16 protein-coding genes are annotated in these 23,790 nt (G+C 64.4%); 11 read left to right on the forward strand and 5 right to left on the reverse strand.

Features of this window, described 5'->3' with window-relative positions; translation table 11 throughout:
- The first annotated feature begins 44 nt into the window (after positions 1-44).
- The 3 genes from aauS to AC5O5R_RS21825 are packed head-to-tail and all read left to right on the forward strand — an operon-like array spanning position 45 to position 3,636.
- Positions 45-1,949 (forward strand): two-component sensor histidine kinase AauS, encoded by a 1,905-nt coding sequence (gene aauS / locus AC5O5R_RS21815; RefSeq protein WP_172225293.1) that lies wholly within the window; start codon positions 45-47, stop codon positions 1,947-1,949.
- Entirely contained in the window at positions 1,946-3,274 is a 1,329-nt protein-coding gene (gene aauR / locus AC5O5R_RS21820; protein ID WP_172225296.1) for a two-component response regulator AauR, read from the forward strand. The genes aauS and aauR overlap by 4 nt, the downstream gene beginning before the upstream one ends.
- Before the next feature lie 26 nt (positions 3,275-3,300).
- On the forward strand, positions 3,301-3,636 hold the full coding sequence (locus tag AC5O5R_RS21825; protein WP_172225299.1) for a GlpM family protein: 336 nt from the start codon (positions 3,301-3,303) through the stop codon (positions 3,634-3,636).
- A 15-nt stretch (positions 3,637-3,651) separates the two neighbouring features.
- Here AC5O5R_RS21825 and AC5O5R_RS21830 read toward each other — a convergent pair whose 3' ends face one another.
- Complete coding sequence (locus AC5O5R_RS21830; protein ID WP_172228344.1) at positions 3,652-4,647, reverse strand: alpha/beta fold hydrolase; 996 nt, start codon at positions 4,645-4,647, stop codon at positions 3,652-3,654.
- A gap of 196 nt (positions 4,648-4,843) precedes the next feature.
- On the opposite strand from AC5O5R_RS21830, the gene metR reads away from it, so the two are divergent.
- Entirely contained in the window at positions 4,844-5,761 is a 918-nt protein-coding gene (gene metR, locus AC5O5R_RS21835) for a transcriptional regulator MetR (RefSeq protein ID WP_172228346.1), read from the forward strand.
- On the opposite strand, the gene AC5O5R_RS21840 is transcribed toward metR, so the two are convergent.
- Entirely contained in the window at positions 5,745-6,158 is a 414-nt protein-coding gene (locus AC5O5R_RS21840) for an NUDIX hydrolase (RefSeq protein WP_172228348.1), read from the reverse strand. The genes metR and AC5O5R_RS21840 overlap by 17 nt on opposite strands.
- Positions 6,159-6,342: 184 nt before the next feature.
- Here AC5O5R_RS21840 and AC5O5R_RS21845 point away from each other — a divergent pair, with 184 nt between their 5' ends.
- The gene (locus AC5O5R_RS21845; protein WP_172228350.1) at positions 6,343-10,623 is read left to right on the forward strand and encodes a DEAD/DEAH box helicase; all 4,281 of its coding nucleotides are present in this window, start codon (positions 6,343-6,345) and stop codon (positions 10,621-10,623) included.
- Positions 10,624-10,807: 184 nt separating this feature from the next.
- Positions 10,808-12,427 carry an FMN-binding glutamate synthase family protein gene (locus AC5O5R_RS21850; protein WP_172228352.1) on the forward strand — a complete coding sequence of 540 codons (1,620 nt, stop codon included), beginning with the start codon at positions 10,808-10,810 and terminating at the stop codon, positions 12,425-12,427.
- 139 nt (positions 12,428-12,566) lie between these two features.
- On the opposite strand, the gene AC5O5R_RS21855 is transcribed toward AC5O5R_RS21850, so the two are convergent.
- Positions 12,567-13,985 carry an amino acid permease gene (locus tag AC5O5R_RS21855; RefSeq protein ID WP_172228354.1) on the reverse strand — a complete coding sequence of 473 codons (1,419 nt, stop codon included), beginning with the start codon at positions 13,983-13,985 and terminating at the stop codon, positions 12,567-12,569.
- A gap of 415 nt (positions 13,986-14,400) precedes the next feature.
- Between AC5O5R_RS21855 and AC5O5R_RS21860 the strand changes: the two genes are divergently transcribed.
- From AC5O5R_RS21860 to AC5O5R_RS21870, 3 genes are all read left to right on the forward strand, one after another.
- Positions 14,401-17,550 carry a transglycosylase domain-containing protein gene (locus AC5O5R_RS21860; RefSeq protein WP_172230250.1) on the forward strand — a complete coding sequence of 1,050 codons (3,150 nt, stop codon included), beginning with the start codon at positions 14,401-14,403 and terminating at the stop codon, positions 17,548-17,550.
- 89 nt (positions 17,551-17,639) lie between these two features.
- Entirely contained in the window at positions 17,640-18,185 is a 546-nt protein-coding gene (locus AC5O5R_RS21865; RefSeq protein WP_172230248.1) for a PadR family transcriptional regulator, read from the forward strand.
- Positions 18,178-18,939 carry a siderophore-interacting protein gene (locus AC5O5R_RS21870; RefSeq protein WP_172230245.1) on the forward strand — a complete coding sequence of 254 codons (762 nt, stop codon included), beginning with the start codon at positions 18,178-18,180 and terminating at the stop codon, positions 18,937-18,939. Before AC5O5R_RS21865 ends, AC5O5R_RS21870 begins: the two co-directional genes overlap by 8 nt.
- A gap of 130 nt (positions 18,940-19,069) precedes the next feature.
- On the opposite strand, the gene AC5O5R_RS21875 is transcribed toward AC5O5R_RS21870, so the two are convergent.
- Together AC5O5R_RS21875 and AC5O5R_RS21880 are read right to left on the reverse strand one after the other, a co-directional pair.
- Positions 19,070-19,708, reverse strand: a complete 639-nt coding sequence (locus tag AC5O5R_RS21875; protein ID WP_172230242.1) for a Pr6Pr family membrane protein — start codon at positions 19,706-19,708, stop codon at positions 19,070-19,072.
- Between the two features lies 1 nt (position 19,709).
- Positions 19,710-19,931, reverse strand: a complete 222-nt coding sequence (locus AC5O5R_RS21880) for a VF530 family protein (protein ID WP_008093990.1) — start codon at positions 19,929-19,931, stop codon at positions 19,710-19,712.
- Positions 19,932-20,095: 164 nt separating this feature from the next.
- On the opposite strand from AC5O5R_RS21880, the gene AC5O5R_RS21885 reads away from it, so the two are divergent.
- Positions 20,096-22,144, forward strand: coding sequence for a TonB-dependent receptor (locus AC5O5R_RS21885; protein ID WP_494514744.1), 2,049 nt, complete (start codon positions 20,096-20,098; stop codon positions 22,142-22,144).
- A gap of 297 nt (positions 22,145-22,441) precedes the next feature.
- Complete coding sequence (locus AC5O5R_RS21890; RefSeq protein WP_494511610.1) at positions 22,442-23,776, forward strand: carbohydrate porin; 1,335 nt, start codon at positions 22,442-22,444, stop codon at positions 23,774-23,776.
- Positions 23,777-23,790 lie beyond the last annotated feature (14 nt).

Here is a 23,790-nt window from a genome sequence, read left to right on the forward strand (position 1 = left end):
CTGCCTTTCGGGCAGCAGGCGCTGGTCGTGACAAGGCCACTGTGATGAAATGCGACCCTTCGCTTCTTCTCCCTGCCAAGCCTGCCGTGAATTCCCGCCTGATACGCCAATTGCTGATACCGCCACTGATCATCCTGCTGATGGTCGGGCTGGGCCTGGCTGGCTATCTGATCAGCGAAAGCAACGGCATCCGCAGCCTCAGCGAAAATGGCGAACGCCAGCTGGAGCTGCACGCGCGCACGGTAGAGAGCGAAATCAGCAAGTACACCTACCTGCCGAGCCTGCTGGAGCTCGAAGACAGCGTCTCGCACTTGCTCACCGAACCTGACGGTGGCTCGCGACAGGCAGTCAACGAATACCTTGAAGGCCTGAACCGGCGCAGCCGCAGCCGGGCCATCTTCGTCCTCGATACCAATGGACGGGTGCAGGCCACCAGCAACTGGCGCGATGCCGACTCGTTCCTGGGTGAAGACCTGTCGTTCCGCGCCTACTTCCAGACCGCCGTGCGTGGGGAGCCCGGGCGCTTCTACGGCATCGGCAGCACCACGGGCGAAGCCGGTTACTACCTGGCCCACGGCCTGGAAGAACACGGCAAGATCATTGGCGTGGCGGTGATCAAGGTGCGCCTGGACACCCTGGAGGAGCGTTGGCAGCGTGCCCGCCTGGAAGCCTTCGTCAGCGACGAGAACGGCATCATCATCCTTTCCAGCGACCCGGCCCGGCGCCTGAAGTCGGTGCGTCCGCTGACCCCGCAAATCAAGGAGCGCCTGGCGCGCAGCCTGCAGTATTACTGGTGGCCGCTGAACGAGTTGCAACCCTTGGCCCGGGAAACCCTGGCCGACGGCGTCGAAAAGCTGACCTTCCCGGCCAACACTGAAACCGCCCAGAGCAAGCCCCACGAAGTGGCGTACCTGGCCCAGACCCGCCGCCTGGCCGATACCCCCTGGCACTTCACCCTCCTGACCCCGCTGCAGGACTTGCGCCGCGAATCCATGGTGCAAGGCATCCTGGTAGGCGTGGCCTTCGCCTTGCTGGCCATCCTCGGCATTGCCTGGAACGAGCGGCGCAAGGTCATCGCCACCCGCCTGGCCGCCCGCGAGGCGCTGGAAGAAGCCAACAGTCAGCTGGAGCGGCGAATCGCCGAACGCACCGCCGACCTGCGCGCCAGCAACGAACGCCTGAAAGGCCAGATTCGCGAGCGCCGGCATGCCGAGCAGACCCTGCGCCACGCCCAGGACGAGCTGGTACAGGCCGGCAAGCTGGCGGCCATCGGGCAGATGTCCACCAGCATCGCCCACGAGCTGAACCAGCCGCTGGCCGCGCTGCGCACCTTGTCCGGCAACACCGTGCGTTTCCTGGAACGCGGGGCGCTGGACACTGCCAGTACCAACCTGCGCACCATGAATGACCTGATCGACCGCATGGGCCGCATCACCGCCAGCCTGCGCTCGTTTGCCCGGCGCGGTGACGACAGCGGCCAGGCCTCGCTGGCCAAGGCGGTGGAAGCCACCTTGCAGGTGCTGGCCAACCGCATCAGCGCTTGCCACCTGCAATTGCATCACCAGTTCGAGGACCAACAACTGGCCATCGACCAGACCCGCCTGGAGCAGATCCTGGTCAACCTGATCGGCAACGCCCTGGATGCCATGGCCGCGCAGCCGTCGCCCGAGCTGTGGCTGGAAGGCGAACTGCAGGGCGACAAGTACCGTTTGCAAGTGCGCGACAATGGTCACGGCATCGACGCAGAAGCGCGCAAGCACCTGTTCGAACCGTTCTTCACCACCAAACCGGGCGAGCATGGCCTGGGCCTGGGCCTGACCCTGTCGGCGAGCCTTGCGGCGGCCGCCAAGGGCAGCCTCAACGTCGAGCACCCCGCCACTGGCGGCACGGCCTTTGTCCTGGCCTTGCCGCTGGTCTCCCCCCCTAGCGAATTGGCAGAGCACCCATGAACCAAGCGCCTCTTACTGTCCTGATCGTCGAAGACGACCCGCATGTGCTGCTCGGCTGCCAACAGGCACTGGCCCTGGAGGACATCGCCTGCGAAGGTGTGGGCAGCGCCGAACAGGCGCTGGAGCGCATCGGCGAGGATTTCGCCGGCATCGTCGTCAGCGACATCCGCTTGCCAGGCATCGATGGCCTGGAGCTGCTTAACCGCCTGAAGGCCCGTGACCGCAGCCTGCCGGTGGTGCTGATCACCGGCCACGGCGATATCGACATGGCGGTAGGCGCCATGCGCAACGGCGCCTATGACTTCATGGAAAAGCCGTTTTCCCCGGAACGCCTGGTCGACGTGGTGCGCCGCGCACTGGAACACCGTGGCCTGTCCCGCGAAGTGGTGGCCTTGCGCCGGCAACTGGCCGAACAGAGCAGCCTGGAGGGGCGCATCATTGGCCGCTCATCGGCCATGCAGGACTTGCGCGAACTGATTGTCAACGTTGCCGATACCTCGGCCAACGTGCTGATCGAAGGCGAAACCGGCACCGGCAAGGAGCTGGTCGCCCGCTGCCTGCACGACTTCAGCCGCCGCCAGGGGCAGCCGTTCGTGGCGCTGAACTGTGGCGGCCTGCCAGAAAACCTGTTCGAGAGCGAGATATTCGGCCACGAGGCCAATGCGTTCACCGGTGCCGGTAAACGCCGCATCGGCAAGATCGAACACGCCAACGGTGGCACGCTGTTCCTCGATGAAGTGGAGAGCATGCCGATCAACCTTCAGATCAAGCTGCTGCGCGTGCTGCAAGAGCGCACCCTGGAGCGGCTGGGCTCGAACCAGAGCATCCCGGTGGACTGCCGGGTGATCGCTGCGACCAAGGCCGACCTCGACACCCTGGGCCAGACTGGCCAGTTCCGCAGCGACCTGTACTACCGGCTGAACGTGGTCACCCTGGAGCTGCCCCCGCTGCGCGAGCGCCGTGAAGATATCCTGCAGCTGTTCGAACACTTCCTGCAGCAGTCGGCCCTGCGCTTCGACCGCGAGATGCCAACGCTGGACAGCCAGACGCTGTCACGCCTGATGGCCCACGACTGGCCGGGCAACGTGCGCGAGTTGCGCAACGTGGCCGAACGCTATGCGCTCGGCCTGCCAGCATTCAAGAAAGGCCCCAGCGGGGCCGCCAGCCAGGGCCTGGGCTTTGCCGAGGCCGTGGAAGCGTTCGAGCGCAACCTGCTGAGTGATGCCCTGCAGCGCACCGGTGGCAACCTCAGCCAGGCCAGCCAGGAGCTGGGCATGGCCAAGACCACGCTGTTCGACAAAGTTAAAAAATACGGCCTCGGCTGACCCCGCACCCTGACCTGGAAGACGATGTGGACCTGGTATTCAAAGCTGCCCTTGGCGCTGGCGTGGTACTGCTGCTGGCGATGCTGTCGAAGACGCGCAACTACTACATCGCCGGGCTGGTACCGCTGTTCCCCACCTTTGCGCTGATTGCCCACTACATTGTCGGCAAGGGGCGCAGCATTGCCGACCTGAAGACCACCATCCTGTTTGGCATGTGGTCGATCATTCCGTACTTCGTGTACCTGGCGACCCTGTATGTGCTGGTCGACCGCCTGCGCCTGGAGGCGTCGCTGGCGCTGGCCACGGTGGCCTGGCTGATGGCCGCGACCGTGCTGGTGACCTTGTGGCTGCGGATGCACTGAGGGCCAGTCCCTGCCTCAAAGCCCGGCGATATGTGTGACATCCTGCCGATGCGCCTGCAGGTAGGGCAACACCGCGCCCAGCAGCGGCGCCTTGAAGCGCTCTTGAAACCGGTGCGCCAGCCCGGGTATCAAGCGCAGCTGGCTGCCCTGGATATGCGCTGCCAGGTGCACACCATGCATCACCGGTAGCAACGGGTCGGCGGTGCCATGCACCACCAGGGTCGGCACCCGAAGCTGGTTCAGCAATTCCACCCGGCTGGGCTCGGCCAGTATCGCCATTATCTGGCGCTTGGCCCCGTCCGGGTTGAAGGCCCGGTCGTAAGCCACAGCCGCCTGCTGCAGCAATACCGCACGGTCGTCACGTACTTCGGGGCTGCCCAGGGCGGCGAGCAGGTCGGCCTGCTGCTCGATGGCCACTTCGCGGTTCGGCGCACTGCGCCGCGCCAGCAACTGCACCAGCGCCGGGTCCGGCGCTGGCAACCCGGCAGCCCCTGAACTGGACATGACCAACGTCAGGCTGCGCACGCGTTCGGGGGCCATGGCCGCCAGGTGCTGGGCGATCATGCCGCCCATGCTCACACCCAGCACATGAAACTGCCGCACGCTCAAGGCATCCATCAGGCGCAAGCCGTCATCTGCCATATCCGTCAGCGTGTAGGGTGCCGACACCGGCAGGCCCACCTTGTAACGCAGCAGTTCGAGCGTGAGGTTGGCTGACGGTGGCAGCTGGTTCCAGCGTGACAGGCCGACATCGCGGTTGTCATAGCGGATCACCCGAAAACCCTGGCGACACAACGCCTCGACCACGTCATCAGGCCAGTGGATCAGTTGTCCACCCAGGCCCATCACCAACAGCAGGACCGGGTCACGCGGCGCGCCGACGCTCTGGTACACCAGGCTGACCGCGCCCAGCTCGGCGCGCTGCACCGGGACGTGGGTGTCACAACGTTGATCGGCGAAACTCGCAGGTACGCTGAATATGAAGAAAACAAAAAGCAGAAAAGCCCGCATGGAAGAAACACCAGAATGCAGATACCCAGTAGAGCGCGAGTCTGATGAATTCTTTTCGGTCGCGCTGCCACAGTTCAGTGACAGTTTGATGACTCCCGCCAGGCGGTGCGGCTGAACGTGCAGTCGACAGCGACCGCAACATGAGGGAAACTCAACTCTATTGCTCTTTTCTCATATCATCACCCCGGAGTCAGCAGTGCTGGAGATCCGTCACCTGAAAACCCTTCATGCCCTGCGCGAAGCCGACAGCCTGGTGGAGGCTGCCGAGCGCCTGCACCTGACTCAGTCGGCGCTGTCGCATCAGTTCAAGGAACTGGAAGAGCGACTTGGCCTGCCGTTGTTCGTGCGCAAGAGCAAACCGATCCGCTTCACCAGCGCCGGTTTGCGCCTGCTGCAACTGGCCGATGCCACCCTGCCACTGCTGCGCGGCGCCGAACGCGACATCGCGCGCCTTGCCGGAGGTACCGCCGGGCGCCTGCACATGGCCATCGAATGCCACAGTTGCTTCCAGTGGCTGATGCCGACCATCGACCAGTTCCGCGACGCATGGCCGGAAGTGGAGCTGGACCTGGCCTCCGGCTTCGCCTTTGCCCCGCTGCCGGCGCTGGCGCGCGGGGACCTCGACCTGGTGGTGACCTCCGACCCGCTGGACCTGCCCAGCATCACCTATGTGCCGCTGTTTACCTATGAAGCGATGCTGGCCGTGGCCAACCAGCATCCGTTGGCCAGCAAACCGTATATCGTGCCGCAGGACCTGCTCGACCAGACCCTGATCACCTACCCGGTGGAGCGCGACCGCCTGGACATCTTCACCCGTTTCCTGGAGCCGGCAGACATCGAGCCCGCAGCCGTGCGCACCTCCGAGCTGACGGTGATGATGATGCAGCTGGTGGCCAGCGGCCGCGGCGTCTGTGGCATGCCGCACTGGGCGCTGCATGAATACAGCTCTCGCGGTTATGTGAAGGGCAAGCGCCTGGGCGACAAGGGCCTGTTTGCCACGCTGTACGCCGCCGTGCGCACTGACATGCTCGATGCGCCGTACATGCGCGACTTCCTGCTGACGGCCAAGGACACCTCTTTCGCCACGCTGGACGGTGTCAGCGCGGTTCGTTGAGCACCTGGCGGTACAGCGGCAGGATCAGGTCGCGGGTCAGGGGCGCCAGTGGCATCGCGGGCGTCTGATCGCCGGCCAGCCACACCACTTCTTCGATCTCGGCGGCCGGGACCACCGCTGCGGCGCTGTCGACCCGGAACAGTTCGGCCTGTACTTCGAAGCCTGGCTCGTTGGCGGCCGGGGCGCTGAACTGGCCCAGGTGCACGGCCTGGTCCGGGTCGATCTGCAGGCCCAGCTCCTCATGCAGTTCGCGCACCAGTGCCTGAACGGGTGATTCGCCGGCATCGATCTTGCCGCCAGGCTGCATGAATGCCTGGGTCCCACGCTTGCGCACCAGCAGGGTGCGGCCCTGAGGGTCGATCAGCAGGGCAGCGGCGATGCGGATGGTGTTGGGCATGGGCTGGGCTCACCAAGGACAATGGCCGTGGAGGATCCCATGGGGTCATTGGCCTGACAAGTCCACGGCCTCCTGTCCCCGGCCTTTTGCGGGCAAGCCCGCAAAAAGGCCGCATCAGTTTTCACCAGACCTCCCAGACGAACGGCCCCTTGCCAACCCGCCCCGCACCCGCCATAACCAGAACATGAACCTGCCCGCCAAACACCACCCGGTGCTCGAGCTGTTCCACCCCGCCGTGCGTACCTGGTTCCGTGGCCATTTCGCCACCGTCACCGATGCGCAAGCGCAGGCCTGGCCGTTGATCCATGCCGGCCAGTCACTGCTGCTGGCCGCGCCAACCGGTTCGGGCAAGACCCTCAGCGCATTCCTGGCGGTGCTCGACGAGCTGTTTCGCCAAGGTCTGGAGCGCCACGGCGACTTGCCCGCGCAAACGCAGGTGGTCTACGTCTCGCCGCTCAAGGCCTTGTCCAACGACATCCGCCTGAACCTGCAGGCGCCGCTCGAAGGCATCAGCCAGGCACTCGCAGACGAGGGCCTGAAAGCGCCGCGCATCACCACGGCAGTGCGCACCGGCGATACCCCGCAGAAGGAGCGTGCTGCCATGCGCAAGCTGGCCCCGCACATTCTGGTGACCACCCCCGAATCGCTTTACGTACTGATGGGCTCGGCGTCTGGCCGCGAAGGCCTGGCCAACGTACACACGGTGATCGTCGACGAAATCCACGCCTTGGCCGGCAACAAGCGCGGCTGCCACCTGGCCCTGACCCTGGAGCGCCTGCAGGCCTTGAGCAACCGCCCGCTGCGGCGTATCGGCCTGTCCGCCACGCAACGGCCGGTCGAGCGGGTGGCGCAGTTTCTGGTCGGCAGCGCTCGGCCTTGCGCCATCGTCGATGTGGGGCATGCGCGCCAGCGTGACCTGGCCATCGAGGTCCCGCCCGTGCCGCTGGGTGCAGTGATGGCCACCGATGTCTGGGGCCTGGTGTACGACCGGTTGGCCGCCTTGGCCAGGGAACACCGCACCACCCTGGTATTCGTCAATACCCGCCGCCTGGCGGAACGCATCACCCGCCACCTCAGCGACCGGCTGGGCAAAGAGGCCGTTGCCGCGCATCACGGCAGCCTGTCCAAGGAGCTGCGTCTGGATGCCGAACAGCGCCTGAAAAACGGCAAGCTGCAGATGCTGGTGGCAACCGCGTCACTGGAACTGGGCATCGACATCGGTGATATCGACCTGGTGTGTCAAATCGCCTCGCCGGGTTCGATCGCGGCGTTCCTGCAACGTGTCGGCCGCGCCAGCCACCAGGTGGACGGCGTGCCAAAGGGGCGCTTGTTCCCCACCTCGCGCGACGACCTGATCGAATGCGTGGCGCTGCTGGACTGCGTACGCCGCGGCGAACTGGACGAGCTGCACATGCCCCGGGCGCCGCTGGACGTGCTGGCCCAGCAGATCGTTGCCGAAGCCAGCAACCAGGCCTGGCATGAGCAGGCGCTGTTCGACTGCCTGCGCCAGGCCGCGCCCTATGCCGCACTCGACCACGCCCATTACCAGGCGCTGCTGCGCATGCTCGCCGAGGGTTACAACGGCCGCCAGGGCGTGCGCAGTGCCTACCTGCACCGCGACGCCGTGAGTGGCACCTTGCGTGGCCGCCGCGGCAGCCAGCTGACGGCGCTGACCAGCGGCGGCACCATCCCCGACAACGCCGACTACTCGGTACTGCTCGAACCGCAGTCGCTCAACATCGGCAGCGTCAATGAAGACTTTGCCGTGGAAAGCATTGCCGGCGATATCTTCCAGCTGGGCAATGCCTCCTATCGCATCCTGCGGGTAGAACCGGGCCGGGTGCGGGTGGAGGATGCCCAGGGCCTGCCGCCGACCATCCCGTTCTGGCTGGGTGAAGCGCCGGGGCGCAGTGACGAGCTGTCGGCTGCGGTGGCCCGCTTGCAGGGGCAGGTTGACCAGCAACTGGCACTGGCTGACGGTAACCTGGACCGAGTGCTGGCGTGGTTGCAGAGCGCATTCGAACTGGGTGAAGACAGCGCCGGCCAGTTGCTCGACTACCTGGCCCGCACCCGCGAAGCGCTTGGCGCCCTGCCCTCGCAGGAGACCCTGGTGATGGAGCGCTTCTTCGACGAATCCGGCGGCACCCAGCTGATCATCCACTCGCCGTACGGCAGCCGCATCAACCGCGCCTGGGGCCTGGCGCTACGCAAGCGCTTCTGCCGCACCTTCAACTTCGAGCTGCAGGCCGCCGCCAGCGAGGATGCCATCGTACTGTCGCTGTCGACCAGCCATAGCTTCGAGCTCGATGAAGTGTGGCGCTACCTGAACAGCCGCAGCGCCGAGCCAATCCTGATTCAGGCAGTGCTCGAGGCGCCGTTGTTCGGCGTGCGCTGGCGCTGGAACGCCAGTGTGGCGATGGCCCTGCCGCGCTTTGTCGGCGGGCGCAAGGTAGCACCGCAGATCCAGCGGATGAAAAGCGAAGACCTGGTGGCCGCCGTGTTCCCCGACCAGATCGCCTGCCTGGAGAACATTGTCGGCGAGCGGCAGGTACCCGATCACCCGCTGGTCGAACAAACCCTCGATGACTGCCTGCACGAGGCGATGGACTGCGAAGGCTGGCTGGCGCTGTTGCGGCGCATGGAAAGCGGCGCAGTGCGTCTGCTGTGCCGTGACCTGCCCGCCCCCTCTCCGCTGGCTGCGGCCATTCTCAATGCCAGGCCGTATGCCTTCCTCGACGATGCACCGCTGGAAGAGCGGCGCACCCAGGCGGTGCTGAACCGGCGCTGGAGCGAGGTGCGCAGTGGTGACGACCTGGGTGCGCTGGACGCAGACGCCATCGCGGCCGTCGAAGCCGAGGCCTGGCCAGAACCCGGCAACGCCGATGAAATGCACGAGGCGCTGATGGGGCTTGGCTGTATCAGCCAGGACGAAGTGCAGGCCAACCCCGATTGGGCGCTGCTGCTCGGGCAGCTGGCCAAAGCTGGACGGGCGTTGCGCGTGGTGGATGAAAACCTGTGGGTGGCGCGTGAGCGGCTGAGCCTGATGAACGTGCTATACCCGGGCGCTCGGCTGGAGCCTGCGCTACCGGTACTGCCAGGCTTCGATCAGGCCGTGGAGCCTGACAGTGCGCTGGTCGAACTGTTGCGGGCCCGCCTGAGCGGTCATGGTCCACAAACCGCGCCCCGGATCGCAGCACCGCTTGGCCAACCGCTGCAGGCCATCGAACAGGCCCTGGCCCGCCTGGAAGCCGAAGGCTATGTGCTGCGCGGGCACTTCAGCCCCGCTGCGACCGACCTGCAATGGTGCGAGCGCCACCTGTTGGCGCGCATACACCGCTACACGGTCAAGCGCCTGCGCCGGGAGATCGAACCGGTCAGCCTGCAGGACTTCATGCGGTTTCTGTTCGATTGGCAACACCTGGCCCCGGACGAACGCCTGCGCGGACCGCAGGCGGTGGCCGAGGTGCTCGGGCAGTTGCAGGGGTTTCCGAGTGCCGCCGGCGCCTGGGAAGCAGCGCTGCTGCCGGCGCGTATCAAGGACTACAGCCCGCACTGGCTCGACGAAGCCTGCCGCAGCGGGCAGTTTGCCTGGAGCCGGCTGGCGGCTACGGTGGCAAGCAGCACGCTGTTCAGCACACCACTGGTGCTGCTACCGCGCGACCCATTGAACAGCTGGCGCAGCCTGGCGCCCGCCCCCGCCGTCGATACCCTCGGCCTGCGCGCGCAGCGGGTTCATGAAGCCCTGAAAACCCACGGGGCGCTGTTCTTCGATGAGCTGGCGCATGAGGCACATCTGCTACCCAGCGAACTGGAAAATGCGCTGCAGGAGCTGGTGGGCTCGGGGCTGGTCGGTGCTGACAGCTTCACCGGCTTGCGCAGCCTGATCACGCCTGCGGCCAAGCGCACTGCACGCAACAGCCGCCGCGGCCACCCGCCGCTGTCCAGCAGCATGGCGCATGCCGGGCGCTGGGCCCTGCTGCGCCGCAGCGATACGCCTCCTGACCACGAACAGCGCCTGGAGCATATTGCCCGCAGCCTGCTGCGCCGCTATGGGGTGATCTGCTGGCGGCTGCTGGAGCGCGAGAGCGACGTGCTGCCGCCCTGGCGTGAACTGTTGCGCTGCTATCACCGGCTGGAAGCCCGTGGCGAGATTCGTGGCGGGCGCTTCATTGCCGGGCTGGCCGGCGAACAGTTCGCCTTGCCGGAAGCAGTGGGGTTGCTGCGGCAGGTGCGCCGACGCGAGCCCGACGGCGCGCTGCTGGTGGTAAGTGCCGCTGACCCGCTGAACCTGATCGGGTCATTGCTGCCGGGGGCGAAGGTACCTGCGGTGAGCGGCAACCGCTTGTTGTATCGGGATGGGGTGCCGGTGGCGATGCGGGTGGCCGGGCGCTACACATTCATGGTCGAGGCGCCGGTACAGGAGCAGGAGGGCTGGCGACAGATGCTGTTGCGCAACACGATTTGAGCGGTATTTGCTGCGGCGGGGCAAATGCTAGCGGGCTCGCGGGCGCCAAGGCCGTTGATGCAGCAATGGCTTGGCGAGAATGATTTTCGCTACCCCGATTTTAATTTGCACAGCCCGGCAACTTGGCTATGGTCGGGGTTTGCCCCAGGCCCTGAGCCTGACCGCGCCATCGCAAGGACCCTGTATGAGCCTGTCACTTCTCAGCCGCTACGCCTTCTTCGCCGCCTGTGTACTGTTCACCCTGGCGAGCCTGCCCTTCACCCACCACGAATGGCTGTGGCCGTTCACGCTGACCACCGGCATCCTCAGCCTGATCGGCCTGTTCGACCTGCTGCAGCAACGCCATGCCGTGCGCCGCAACTACCCGATCCTGGGCAACATCCGCTACCTGGTCGAGGCCATACGCCCGGAAATTCGCCAGTACCTGCTGGAGTCCGACAGCGACGCCCTGCCATTTTCCCGCGCCCAGCGCTCGCTGGTGTACGCCCGGGCCAAGAACGAGGCTTCGGACAAACCCTTCGGCACCTTGATCGACGTGTACGAGTCCGGCTTCGAGTTCATCGGCCACTCCATGCGCCCGGCACCGCTGGCCGACCCGTCCAGCTTCCGCACCATCGTCGGCGGACCACAGTGCAGCCAGCCGTACTCGGCGTCGATCTTCAACATCTCGGCCATGAGCTTCGGCTCACTCAGCGCCAATGCCATCCGCGCCCTCAACCAGGGCGCCAAGCTGGGCAATTTCCACCATGACACCGGCGAAGGCAGCATCAGCCCCTATCACCGCGAGCACGGTGGCGACCTGGTGTGGGAACTGGGCAGCGGCTACTTCGGTTGCCGCACCCCGGATGGCCGTTTCGACCCTGAGCGCTTCGCCACGCAAGCACGCAGCCCGCAGGTGCGGATGATCGAGATAAAGATGAGCCAAGGCGCCAAGCCCGGCCATGGCGGCATCCTGCCCAAGCACAAGGTCACCCAGGAAATCGCCGAGACCCGCGGCATATTGATGGGCGAAGACTGCATCTCGCCGTCGCGCCACAGCGCCTTCTCCACCCCCACCGAAATGATGCAGTTCATCGCCCAGCTGCGTGAACTGTCGGGGGGCAAACCGGTGGGGTTCAAGTTCTGCCTGGGCCACCCGTGGGAGTTCATGGGCATCGCCAAGGCCATGCTGGAAACCGGCATCCTGCCCGACTTCATCGTGGTCGATGGCAAGGAAGGGGGCACGGGTGCGGCGCCCGTGGAATTCACCGACCATATCGGCGTGCCGTTGCGCGAAGGCTTGCTGTTCGTGCACAACACCCTGGTCGGCCTGAACCTGCGCGACAAGATCAAGCTAGGGGCCAGCGGCAAGATCGTCAGTGCTTTTGACATTGCCAGCGTGCTGGCCATTGGCGCCGACTGGGCCAACTCGGCGCGCGGTTTCATGTTTGCCATTGGCTGCATCCAGTCGCAAAGCTGCCATACCAACAAATGCCCGACCGGCGTGGCCACGCAAGACCCGTTGCGCCAGCGCGCCCTGGTGGTGCCGGACAAGGCCCAGCGGGTGTTGAACTTCCATCACAACACCTTGCGTGCATTGGCCGAAATGCTGGCTGCGGCGGGATTGAACCATCCCGAGCAGCTGGAAGCCAAGCACCTGGTACGGCGGGTATCGGCCACCGAGATCAAGCTGTTCTCGCAGATGCATGTGTTCCTGAAGCCGGGGGAGTTGCTGACTGGCGAGGTGAATGGCCAGTTCTATTCGCGCATGTGGCAACTGGCGCGGGCGGACAGCTTTGAGCCGCACAGTGAGGTGGCGGCCTGACAGGCACCTGGGGCTGCTTTGCAGCCCATCGCCGGCAAGCCAGCTCCCACACTGACCGCTTTGCCCTGGAGCGATATGCTGTAACTGTGGGAGCTGGCTTGCCGGCGATGGGCCGCAAAGCGGCCCCGGCTATCTCAGATCAGGAAGCGGTACTGGCCACACCCTGCACCTCTTTCGGTGCCAGGCGGAACGTGTAGTACAGCACCGTCAGCAACACCAGGAACGCCGGGCCAATGTACAGGGCCACGCGGGTATCCTCGAAGTACGCCATCAGGCCAACCACCAGCACCAGGAAGGCCAGCGCCAGGTAGGAGCTCAGCGGCCACAGCCACATGCGGTACTTGAGTGCCTTGCGCTCGGCGGTGCTCAGGCCAGCGCGGAACTTGAGCTGCGCCAGCAGAATCATCACCCAGGTCCAGATTGCACCGAAGGTGGCGATCGAAGTCACCCAGACGAAGACCTTTTCCGGTACCAGGTAGTTGGCCAGCACACCCAGCAGCAGCGCGCCGATCGACAGCAGCAGCGCATTGCGCGGTACGCCGTTTTTCGAGGTACGGGCGAACGCCGCCGGGGCCTGGCCATTCTGCGCCAGGCTGTAGAGCATGCGCCCGGTGCTGAAGATACCGCCGTTGCACGACGACAGCGCCGCAGTGATGACCACGAAGTTGATGATGCCCGCCGCAGTCTTGATGCCCAGGCGCTCGAAGGTCATGACGAACGGGCTGCCCTGGCTGCCGATTTCGTTCCACGGGTAGATCGACAGGATCACGAACAGCGCACCAACGTAGAACAGCAGGATGCGCCAGAACACCGAGCCGATGGCCTGTGGAATGGTCTTCTGCGGGTTGCGCGCTTCGCCGGCGGTCAGGCCGATCATTTCCACGCCCAGGTAGGCGAACATGACCATCTGCAGCGACATCAGCACACCAGTCATGCCGTTGGGCATGAAGCCGCCATTGCTCCACAGGTTGGAAATACCGAGTGCCACACCGTCGTTACCGAAGCCGAAGGCAATCACGCCAATGCCCCCAAGGACCATGGCGATGATGGTGACGATCTTGATCAGGGCGAACCAGAACTCGAACTCGCCGAAGGCCTTCACCGCCACCAGGTTGACCGCGCCCATGCTGCCCAGGGCCGCCAGGGCCCAGATCCAGCGTGGTACATCGGGGAACCAGATGCCCATGTAGATGGCCACCGCAGTGATTTCGGCCACGCAGGTTACCAGCCACAGGAACCAGTAGTTCCAGCCGGTAAGAAAGCCCGCCAGCGGGCCGAGGTAGTCCTGGGCATAGCGGCTGAAAGACCCGGCGACCGGGTTGTGCACGGCCATTTCGCCCAGGGCGCGCATGATCACCAGGATGGCCAGGCCGCCGATGATGTAGGACAGCATGATGGCAGGGCCGGCCATTTCGATGGCCTTGGCCGAACCCAGGAAAAGACCGACACCGATACAGGCGCCCAGCGCCATCAGGCGGATGTGCCGTTCGCCCAGTTCACGCTTGAGCGGGCCGCCTTCAGTGGCTTGGCCGTGGGCAGGGTGGTTGCCGACTGGCATAGCAATACAACCTCATTTTGTTATTGGATTTGACCTTCGTGCAGCACTGACCATGCCGATAGGCGTGGCGGTGGCTTGCCAGGCTGGCCTCGTGGGCCGGCCCGTATGCCGGTGTAGAGCACCCGGCGGGGCGAAGGGGGCGAGCAGTATAGGAAGCTCGGTGCAGGGTTTTTCGCTGTATATACAGGAAAAATCAGCGAGTTCTCTGGGGTTTTGGCAGCTGGCTTGCTTGCGAGCGGGGCGCAGCGGCCGCAAAACTCGGGCACCATAGCAATATCGGCGAACGAGGAAACCCACACCAAAGCCGCATAGCCTTACGCCACTTTCCGTCGCGTCCTACAAATTTTTCACCTGATGCGCTCAACGTCTAAGCTTCAGACAAGCAAGACGAAAACACCTGGCCGGATTGAAGACTATGGGCGCACTGTGGCAATCGGAACCAAGCAGAACGGAAGCACCCCAGATACCTCCGGCCGAGACGCCACAACCCCAGTCACCCCGTCAGCGTCGGCTATGGTGGCGGCTGATCATCCTGATCCTGCTGGTGGCGCTGGTGGCCATCGGCTTTGCCGCGTATGACGAATTTCGCACGTCCGAACTGCAATCGCGGGAATTCAGCAAACTGGCGGGCACCCTCACCTATTCACTGCAGCCCGGCCCCAGCGATGCCATCGTCTACCCCGGTGAAGGGCCGTTCGACAAACGCCTGGGCTACAGCGCGCTGGGCGAGTTCCTGCCACGCCTGCTCAAGCGCGACTACCTGATCAGCGAGCAGGTGAGGTTTTCGCCAGCGTTGATGAACTACGTCGATCATGGGCTGTTCGCCCCGTATATCGAGAAAATCCAGGCGGGCCTGTCGATCACCGACTGCCGCGGCGACACGCTGTACCAGTACAACTATCCGCAGCACCTGTACCCGGACTTTGCGGCGATCCCGCCGGTGATGGTCAACAGCCTGCTGTTCATCGAAAACCGCGACCTGCTCGACGCCAAGGACCCACGCAACAACCCCGCCGTGGACTGGCCGCGCTTCGCCAAGGCCGCCTACAGCCAGATCGCCAAATACCTGGCCCTGCCGGGGCAGTCGGCCGGCGGTAGCACCTTGGCCACCCAGCTGGAGAAATACCGCCACTCGCCAGACGGCCTGACCGTGTCAGGCGCCGAGAAGATCCGCCAGATGGTTTCTGCCAGCGTTCGCGCCTACCAGGGCGGCCCCGATACCACCGAGGCACGCCAGCGTATCGTGCGCGACTACCTCAACAGCGTGCCGCTGTCGGCAGTGCCTGGGCATGGCGAGGTGCATGGCATGGCCGAAGGGCTGCGGGTGTGGTACGGCGCCGACTTCGACCAGGTCAACCAGGCCCTGACGTCCACCGCCAGCGACGCCGAGAGCCTGGCCACACGCGGCCTGGCCCTGCGCCAGGTGCTGTCGCTGATGATTGCCCAGCGCCGGCCCTCGCACTACTTGTCCAAAGGCCGGATCGAGCTGGCCGAGCTCACCGACTCACACATCCGCGTGCTCGCCGCCAACAACGTCATTGAACAGCCGCTGGCCGACGCCGCGCTGGCCAGCAAGGCGGTTTATCGTGACTGGGTCGCGCAACCGACCATCGTCCCAATCGTCACCAACAAGGGCATCAGCCTGGCGCGCAACCGCTTGGCAGCCATGCTCAACCGCCCACTGTACGACCTCGACCGGCTCGACCTGTCAGCCACCAGCACCTTGCAGGCCGACCTGCAGTTGCAGGTCAGCCAGTACCTGAAAAACCTCGCCGACCCCGCATTCGCCGCACAAATGGGCCTGATCGGCGAACGCCTGCTCACCACCAAGACCACCGACCAGGTCAGCTACAGCTTCACCTTGTTCGAGCGCACCGCCGATGGCTCGCGGGTGCGGGTGCAGACCGACAGCACCAACCAGCCCTTCGACATCAACGAGGGCAGCAAGCTGGAGCTGGGTTCCACTGCCAAGCTGCGAGTACTCACTACCTACCTGGAAATCATTGCCGAACTGCATGACAAGTACGCCGGCAAGCCCCCCGCCGAATTGAAGAAAGTCGAGGTCGCCGAACTCGACCGCATCACCCAGTGGTCGCTGGAATGGCTGGCGCAGAACAGCAAGAACCAGAGCCTTGATGCCATGCTCGACGCAGCGCTGGAGCGCAAGTACTCGGCCAACACCGGCGAAGCCTTTTTCACCGGCGGCGGCATGCATGTGTTCAACAACTTCCGCAAGGAAGACAACAACCGCAACCCGACTCTCAAGGACGCCCTGCGCGAGTCGATCAACCTGCCGTTCATCCGCTTGATGCGCGACCTGGTGCGCTACGTGACGTACCAGCAGCCGTTCAACCGGGTACCGCTGCTGAAGGACGACGCCGACCCGCGCCGCCAGGAATACCTGGCCCGCTTCGCCGACAAGGAGGGCACCAACTACCTGATGCGCTTCTGGAAAAAATACCAGCGCAAAACCTCGCAGCAGCGCCTGGACACGTTCCTCGACAGCATGCGTGTCACCCCGCAACGGCTGGCCGCGGTGCACCGTTACCTGTTTCCCGAAGCCGGCCAGGAAACCTTCAACGCCTTTGTCCGGGCCCACCTCAAGGGGGACAAGATCACCCTCGGCAAACTCACCGACGGGCGCCTGTCCGAGATGTACGCCGCTTACGGCCCGGGCAAGTACGACCTACCCGACCAGGGCTATATCGCCAAGGTCCATCCACTGGATTTGTGGCTGCTGGGTTACCTGCTGAAGAACCCGAGCTCGACCTTGACCGAGATGGTCAATGCCAGCCGCTTCGAGCGCCAGGAGGTGTACGGCTGGCTGTTCAAAAGCCGCCATCAGGGCGCCCGCGACAGCCGCATCCGCACCATGGTCGAGATCGAAGCGTTCCTCGACATCCACCAGCGCTGGAAGCGCGTGGGCTATCCGTTCGACCATCTGGTGCCGTCGCTGGCCACCGCCATCGGCAGCTCGGGCGACCGCCCTGCCGCCCTTTCCGAGCTGGTCGGCATCATCCAGAACGATGGCATTCGCCTGCCGACGCTGCGCATCGACACCCTGCACTTTGCGGCCAACACCCCTTACGAAACCAAGCTGCTCACCGACCCGGACCGCGGCGTGCGGATTTTGCCAGTGGAGGTGGCGCGAGCCCTGAAAGGCGCCATGTCGCAGGTGGTGGATGCAGGCACGGCGCGGCGGATTTCCGGCAGCTTCAAGCTGCAGGACGGCACGCCACTGGTAATGGGTGGCAAGACCGGCACGGGTGATAACCGCATCGAAAGCTTTGGCGCCGGCGGGCGGCTGATCGGCTCCCGCTCGCTGAACCGAACCGCCACGTTCGTGTTCTTCCTGGGCGACAACCACTTTGGCACCTTGACCGCCTTCGTCCCTGGGCGCTCGGCAGAAGCCTTCAAATTTACCTCGGCGCTGCCAGTTCAGGTGCTCAAGGGCATGGCGCCGATCCTGATGCCTTACCTGCAGCCGGGCAATCCGAATGAGTGCAAACCGCCACAGGTGGCCGTTCATACCCCGGCACCTTCAGGAAACCTATCGACCAACTAGATGATAATCATCCGCAACAAAGGGCTTGTCTTTAGATATATCTTGAGTAATATCTTAAGATATATCGCAAACGACGGAGCTCAATGCCCATGCGTGAACACACCCCCCACGATCCGTTCGAGCGGCGCCCAGGCCGCGGCGAGCGTGGCCCCCGCGTCTTCGCCCCCGGTGATCTCAAGCTGCTGATGCTGGACCTGCTCGCCGAGCAACCCGGGCACGGCTACGACCTGATCCGGCAGATCGAAAATCTGTTCGATGGCAGCTACAGCCCAAGCCCGGGGGTGATCTACCCCACGCTGAACTTTCTTGAGGAAGCCGAGCTGATCAGCGGCCAGGTGCAAGGCAGCAAGCGCCTTTATGCCATCACCGATGCCGGCCGCAGCGCCCTGGCTGAGCAGGCCGTGGCCCTTGACGGCGTGCGCATGCGCATCGAAGTCAGCAAGCGCGCCCTGCGCGGCCACGATCGCCCACCAGAAATCCATGAAGCGGTCGGCAACCTGCGCCACGCACTGCACATGCACAGCGGCCGCTGGACCGCCGAAGAAATCGAGCGGGTCCGCGATCTGCTCAACCATACCGCCAAGGCCATCGCCACCGGGCCGGCCGAACGCGTCAAGGAGACTCCCCATGAGTGACACCATTCACCGCGTCAACCACGAAATTCGCCAGCGCCGCCTGCAGGTGCTGCGGGTGACCGAACTGACCCCACGCATGCGCCGCATCACCTTGGGTGGTTCCGAACTCGAAGGCTTCACCAGCGTGGGCAGCGACGACCATATCAAGCTGCTGTTCGCCGAAACACCGGAGCAACAGCAGGCCATCGACGCGCGCAACCTGCGCCCCGACGGCGGCCCGCGCCCGACCATGCGCGAATACACACCACGGCGCATCGACCTGGTGGCCAATGAACTGGACATCGACTTCGTGCTGCACGGCGATGGCCCTGCCTCAACCTGGGCCGCTCAGGCCGCGCCTGGGCACACCCTGAACATCGCCGGGCCTCGGGCTTCGCTGGTGGTGCCGGACATTTTCGACAGCTATCTGCTGATCGGGGACGAAACTGCCATTCCGGCGATTGGCCGGCGGCTGGAGGAGTTGCCCGCAGGCCGCCAGGTTCTGGCGGTTATCCAGATCGAAGACGAGCAAGAGCGCCAGCCGCTGCCGAGCAAGGCCCAGGTGGAAGTGATCTGGGTGCGCCGTAGGCAAGAGGACCTGCTGACGCTGGTGAAGAACCTGAGCTTGCCGCAAGGCCGGCTGTATGGCTGGGTGGCGCTGGAAAAAGCCCTGACCCGCCAGGCCAAGGCAGTGCTGCTGGAGAAAGGCGTGGCTGAGGATGCGCTGAAGGCTGCGGCATACTGGCGTGCTGACGGGACTGCGGAGGACGAGTGACTGGTAGTCCCAGGACTGGCTTTGTCGTCGGCAGGCCAGTTGCAGCAGGGATTGCATCAGGGCTGACAGGTGCTCGCCACAGGATATGCAGCGTCTGTGAGATCAAGCGCCGCGCGGGCGGCGCTCGATCTCACAGACGCTGAAAATGTTGTGCCATATACCTGTCCACCGCCAACAACACCAGCCCGATCCCCCAGAACCCTGCCAGCACCCCCAGCGCATTGAGCATCACCTGCCCAATCCCCAGGCTCGCCACATCGATGAACGGGTAGGCATACACGCCAATATCGCTCCCCCGCCACAGCGCATAGGCAAAATACACAGCCGGGTACAACGCCCAAACCGCCAAATGCCGCAGCCGCAGGGTGCCCTTGGGCACTTCGCACCACCAATACAGCGCATACAGTGCGGGCATCACGTCGTGCAACAGCTCGTCCGCCAGCCATTGCCAGCCCTGCGGCTGCCACAAATGGCGCAGCAACAGGCTGTAGGCCAGCGCCACCAGCACGATGCTGGCAGCCACTGCCGTACTCACCGAAGGTGACAGGAAAAAGCGTTTGCCCCGCCCTTCCCGGCCAAACGCCGCATAACTGAGCACCGTTGCCACCAGGGTATTGGTCAACACGGTGAAATAGCCGAAGACGTTGATGAGACCGCCGATCAGGCTGGCCTGATCGTGCCAACGCGCCAGCAGCACCAGGTACACCTGAACGGTCAGGCCGAACCAGCCCAGTACAGCCATGCCGGTCAGCCACGGGCGCCGCGGCATGTCAGGCCTGGCGCTGCAGCTTCACGTACAGCTGCTCGACCTTTTCCCGCGCCCACGGTGTCTTGCGCAGGAAGGTCAGGCTCGACTTGATGGTCGGGTTGCTCTTGAAGCAGCGCACATCGACGCGCTCGGCCAGCCCCTGCCATTGGTAGTGCGCCACCAGTTCGGTGAGGATCTGTTCGAGGGTCTTGCCGTGCAGCGCGTTGTGTTGGGCCGTGCTCATGCTGTGCTCCGTAGGAAAGATGCGCACCTTACACGAGTGTAGTGGCGGGTGGGATCAGTCGGGTCGACAGAAAAATCGCTGGCCAGGCGCAAATCCTCTATGCTGAAATAGTTATGTTATCTTGTAACACTATAAAAGCATCTGCCAAGGAACGCCCGCCCCCCATGCTGTATTCACCCCTTCGCTTCTCCTCTCTCACCGTCGCGCTCTGGCTTGCCGCATCACCCAGCCAGGCCGTGGAACTCGAACCCCAGGTCATCACCGCCAACCCGCTGGGCAATAGCCAACTGGCCGCTCCCAGCACCGTGCTCGAAGGCGACAACCTGCTGCAACAGCAGCATGGCAGCCTCGGTGAAACCCTGAACAAGCAGCCCGGTGTCGCCTCGACCTGGTTCGGCCCTGGTGCCAGCCGCCCGGTAATCCGCGGCCTGGACGGCGACCGCATTCGCATCCTGCGCAATGGCGTCGGCGCCCTGGATGCCTCGTCGCTTTCCTACGATCATGCCGTGCCACTGGACCCGGTAACCGTCGACCGGGTCGAAATCGTCCGCGGTCCCGCCGCCCTGCTGTACGGCGGCAACGCCATTGGCGGCGTGGTCAACACCTTCGACAACCGTATCCCGGACGCGCCGATCGAGGGCATCCACGGTGCCGGTGAGCTGCGCTACGGCGGCGCCGACACCACCCGCAGCAGCGCCGGCAAGCTGGAGGCCGGCAACGGTGCCTTCGCCTTGCACCTGGATGCCAACAGCCGCCAGTTCAACGACCTGCGCATTCCCGGCTATGCCCGTAGCGCCAAGGTGCGCGATGCCGAAGAGCCCGGCAGCAAGCACCGCCTGGAAAACAGTGACGGCCGCCAGGACGGTGGCGCACTGGGCGGCGCCTACCACTGGGATCATGGTTACGCCGGGCTGTCGTACAGCCGCTATGACAGCAACTACGGCTCAGTGGCCGAACCCGGTGTGCGCCTGGACATGCAACAGGACCACTACGCCTTCGCCTCCGAGCTGCGTGACCTGAACGGCCCGTTCAGTTCGATCAAGGTCGACGCCGGCTACACCGACTACGAGCACAGTGAAATAGAAGAAGGTGAGGTCCACACCACGTTCAAGAACAAGGGCTACGAAGCGCGCATCGAAGCCCGTCATCAACCGCTCGGGCCGGTAGAAGGGGTAATCGGGGCCCAGGTCAGCCGCAACCAGTTCTCGGCCTTGGGCGAGGAAGCGTTTGTCCCGCACACCGATACCGACAGCCTGGCGCTGTTCATGCTGGAGCAGTGGCAGGCCACCGAGCGGCTGAACCTGAGCCTGGGCGCGCGCATGGAGCACACCCGGGTCGACCCGGACGCCAAGGGCAACGAGAACTTCGTCAACGCCGACAGCGCCAGCAGCTTCAACGCCTTCAGCCTGTCATCGGGTGCGGTGTACCAGCTCGACCCGATCTGGTCGCTGGCCGCCAACCTGGGCTATACCGAACGCGCCCCGACCTTCTACGAGCTGTACGCCAATGGTGCCCACGTGGCCACCGGTGCCTATGAAGTGGGCGACGCCAGCCTGAACAAGGAAAAGGCCATTTCCGCCGACCTCGCGCTGCGCTTCGACAATGGCACCCACAAGGGAAGTGTCGGGGTGTTCTACAGCCACTTTCGCAACTACATCGGCCTGATCGGCACCGGCAACCTGCGCGAGGGCGGGCATGACCACGGCCATGACGACGATGATCACGACCACGATCATGACCACGACGGTTTCCCGGAATACCAGTACCAGGGCGTGCGGGCGCGCTTCTACGGCATCGAGGCCCAAGACCGCTGGCAGCTGGCCGAGAACCGCTATGGCAGCTTCGCCCTGGAGCTGTCCGGTGACTACACCCGGGCCAAGAACCTCGACAGTGGCGAGGCGCTGCCCCGCATCGCGCCGCTACGGCTGAACAGTGGACTGGTCTGGGAGCTGGATCGCTGGCAGGCTCGGGTGGATGTCCAGCATGCCGCCTCGCAGCAGCGCAAGCCGGCCAATGAAACCAGCACCGATGGCTACACCACCCTGGGCGCCAGCGTCGGCTATCGCTTCGACATCGGCCAAAGCCAGTGGCTGGCATTTGTGCGCGGCGAGAACCTGACCGACCAGACCGTGCGCTACGCCAGTTCGATCCTGCGGGATATCGCGCCAGCCCCTGGGCGTAGTGTGGAGGTCGGCTTGCGTACCACCTTCTGATCAGACGCGGCCTGTGTAGGAGCGGGTTCACCCGTGAATGCAATGGTGGAGCCACCGCCGCATTCGCGAGTGAACCCGCTCCCACAGGTTATGTACATCCCGCAAATACCAGGACTGTTGCCAAACCCGCAACAATCCACTGCGACAATTTGTCTTTTTTTCTTACAACTTCCGCTATATCCTCCCCGCCGCAAGCTGAAACGCTTCATCGACCCCAACTTGTCGTCCTATCCATTGAGGAGCTCGCTCTTCGATGCGCTTGCCATTTTTTCAATAATCAAAAGATAGCGCTATCTCATGTTCCAACTGCCCAAACCCTGCTACATCGGCCTTGCCCTCGGCGCCTTGGCAACCCCCGCCAGCGCCACTGAAATGTTCGCCAGCGACTCCCCGTGGATGCTCGGCGACTGGGGCGGCACCCGCAGCCAGTTGCTGGAAAAAGGCTACGACTTCACCCTCGGCTACACCGGCGAGATGGGCAGCAACCTGCACGGCGGTTACGACCACGACCGCACCGCGCGCTACAGCGACCAGTTCACCTTCGGTAGCCACCTGGACCTGGAAAAGATCCTCGGCTGGGAAGACTCCGAATTCCAACTGACCATTACCGAGCGCCACGGCGACAACATCAGCAACGACCGCATCAACGACCCGCGCGTGGGTGGCTTCACCTCGGCCCAGGAAGTCTGGGGCCGTGGCGAAACCTGGCGGTTGACGCAGATGTGGATCAAGCAGAAGTACTTCGACGGCGCGCTGGACGTGAAATTCGGCCGCTTCGGCGAAGGCGAGGACTTCAACAGCTTCCCCTGCGACTTCCAGAACCTGGCGTTCTGCGGCTCGCAAGTGGGCAACTGGGTAGGTGGCATCTGGTACAACTGGCCGGTCAGCCAGTGGGCATTGCGCGTGCGCTACAACCTCAGCGACGCACTCTATGCCCAAGTCGGGGTGTTCGAGCAGAATCCGTCCAACCTCGAATCGGGCAACGGGTTCAAGCTCAGCGGCAGCGGCACCCAGGGTGCCGTAATGCCGATCGAACTGGTATGGAGCCCACGTATCCAAGGCCTGAAAGGGGAATATCGCGCCGGCTACTACTACAGTAATGCCAAGGCACAAGATGTTCTCAAGGACAGCAGCGGCCAGCCGGCAGCCCTTAGCGGCGCCGCCTACCGCAGCAGCTCGAGCAAGCACGGCTTGTGGCTCGGCGCCCAGCAGCAGGTGACCTCGCTGGCGTCCGACCAGTCGCGTGGCCTGAGCCTGTTCGCCAACGCCACGGTGCATGACAAGAAGACCAATGCCATCGACAACTATGTGCAGGCAGGACTGGTATACAAAGGGCCTTTCGACGCCCGCGCCAAGGACGACATCGGTTTCGCCCTCGCGCGCGTGCACGTCAACCCTGCCTATCGCAAGAACGCCCGCCTGGCCAACCAGGCCGCCGGCCTCGACGATTATGACAACCCCGGCTTCCTGCCGGTGCAGGACACCGAGTACAGCGCCGAGCTGTACTACGGCATCCACCTGGCCGACTGGCTCACGGTACGCCCCAACCTGCAGTACATCCGCCACCCGGGCGGGGTGTCGCAGGTCGATGGCGCCCTGGTCGGCGGCCTCAAGATCCAGAGCAGTTTCTAACCCCTTTTTGACCT

The organism is Pseudomonas sp. 8_5_2 (assembly GCF_059295255.1).

Coding starts and splice junctions, on each gene's coding strand:
- AC5O5R_RS21845 (WP_172228350.1), top strand. CDS start 6,343: ATGAACCTGCCCGCCAAACACCACCCGGTGCTCGAGCTGTTCCACCCC.
- AC5O5R_RS21830 (WP_172228344.1), bottom strand. CDS start 4,647: ATGCGGGCTTTTCTGCTTTTTGTTTTCTTCATATTCAGCGTACCTGCG.
- AC5O5R_RS21890 (WP_494511610.1), top strand. CDS start 22,442: ATGTTCCAACTGCCCAAACCCTGCTACATCGGCCTTGCCCTCGGCGCC.
- AC5O5R_RS21875 (WP_172230242.1), bottom strand. CDS start 19,708: ATGCCGCGGCGCCCGTGGCTGACCGGCATGGCTGTACTGGGCTGGTTC.
- AC5O5R_RS21865 (WP_172230248.1), top strand. CDS start 17,640: ATGCGTGAACACACCCCCCACGATCCGTTCGAGCGGCGCCCAGGCCGC.
- aauS (WP_172225293.1), top strand. CDS start 45: ATGAAATGCGACCCTTCGCTTCTTCTCCCTGCCAAGCCTGCCGTGAAT.
- AC5O5R_RS21850 (WP_172228352.1), top strand. CDS start 10,808: ATGAGCCTGTCACTTCTCAGCCGCTACGCCTTCTTCGCCGCCTGTGTA.
- AC5O5R_RS21860 (WP_172230250.1), top strand. CDS start 14,401: ATGGGCGCACTGTGGCAATCGGAACCAAGCAGAACGGAAGCACCCCAG.
- AC5O5R_RS21870 (WP_172230245.1), top strand. CDS start 18,178: ATGAGTGACACCATTCACCGCGTCAACCACGAAATTCGCCAGCGCCGC.
- AC5O5R_RS21885 (WP_494514744.1), top strand. CDS start 20,096: ATGCTGTATTCACCCCTTCGCTTCTCCTCTCTCACCGTCGCGCTCTGG.
- AC5O5R_RS21840 (WP_172228348.1), bottom strand. CDS start 6,158: ATGCCCAACACCATCCGCATCGCCGCTGCCCTGCTGATCGACCCTCAG.
- AC5O5R_RS21855 (WP_172228354.1), bottom strand. CDS start 13,985: ATGCCAGTCGGCAACCACCCTGCCCACGGCCAAGCCACTGAAGGCGGC.
- AC5O5R_RS21880 (WP_008093990.1), bottom strand. CDS start 19,931: ATGAGCACGGCCCAACACAACGCGCTGCACGGCAAGACCCTCGAACAG.
- aauR (WP_172225296.1), top strand. CDS start 1,946: ATGAACCAAGCGCCTCTTACTGTCCTGATCGTCGAAGACGACCCGCAT.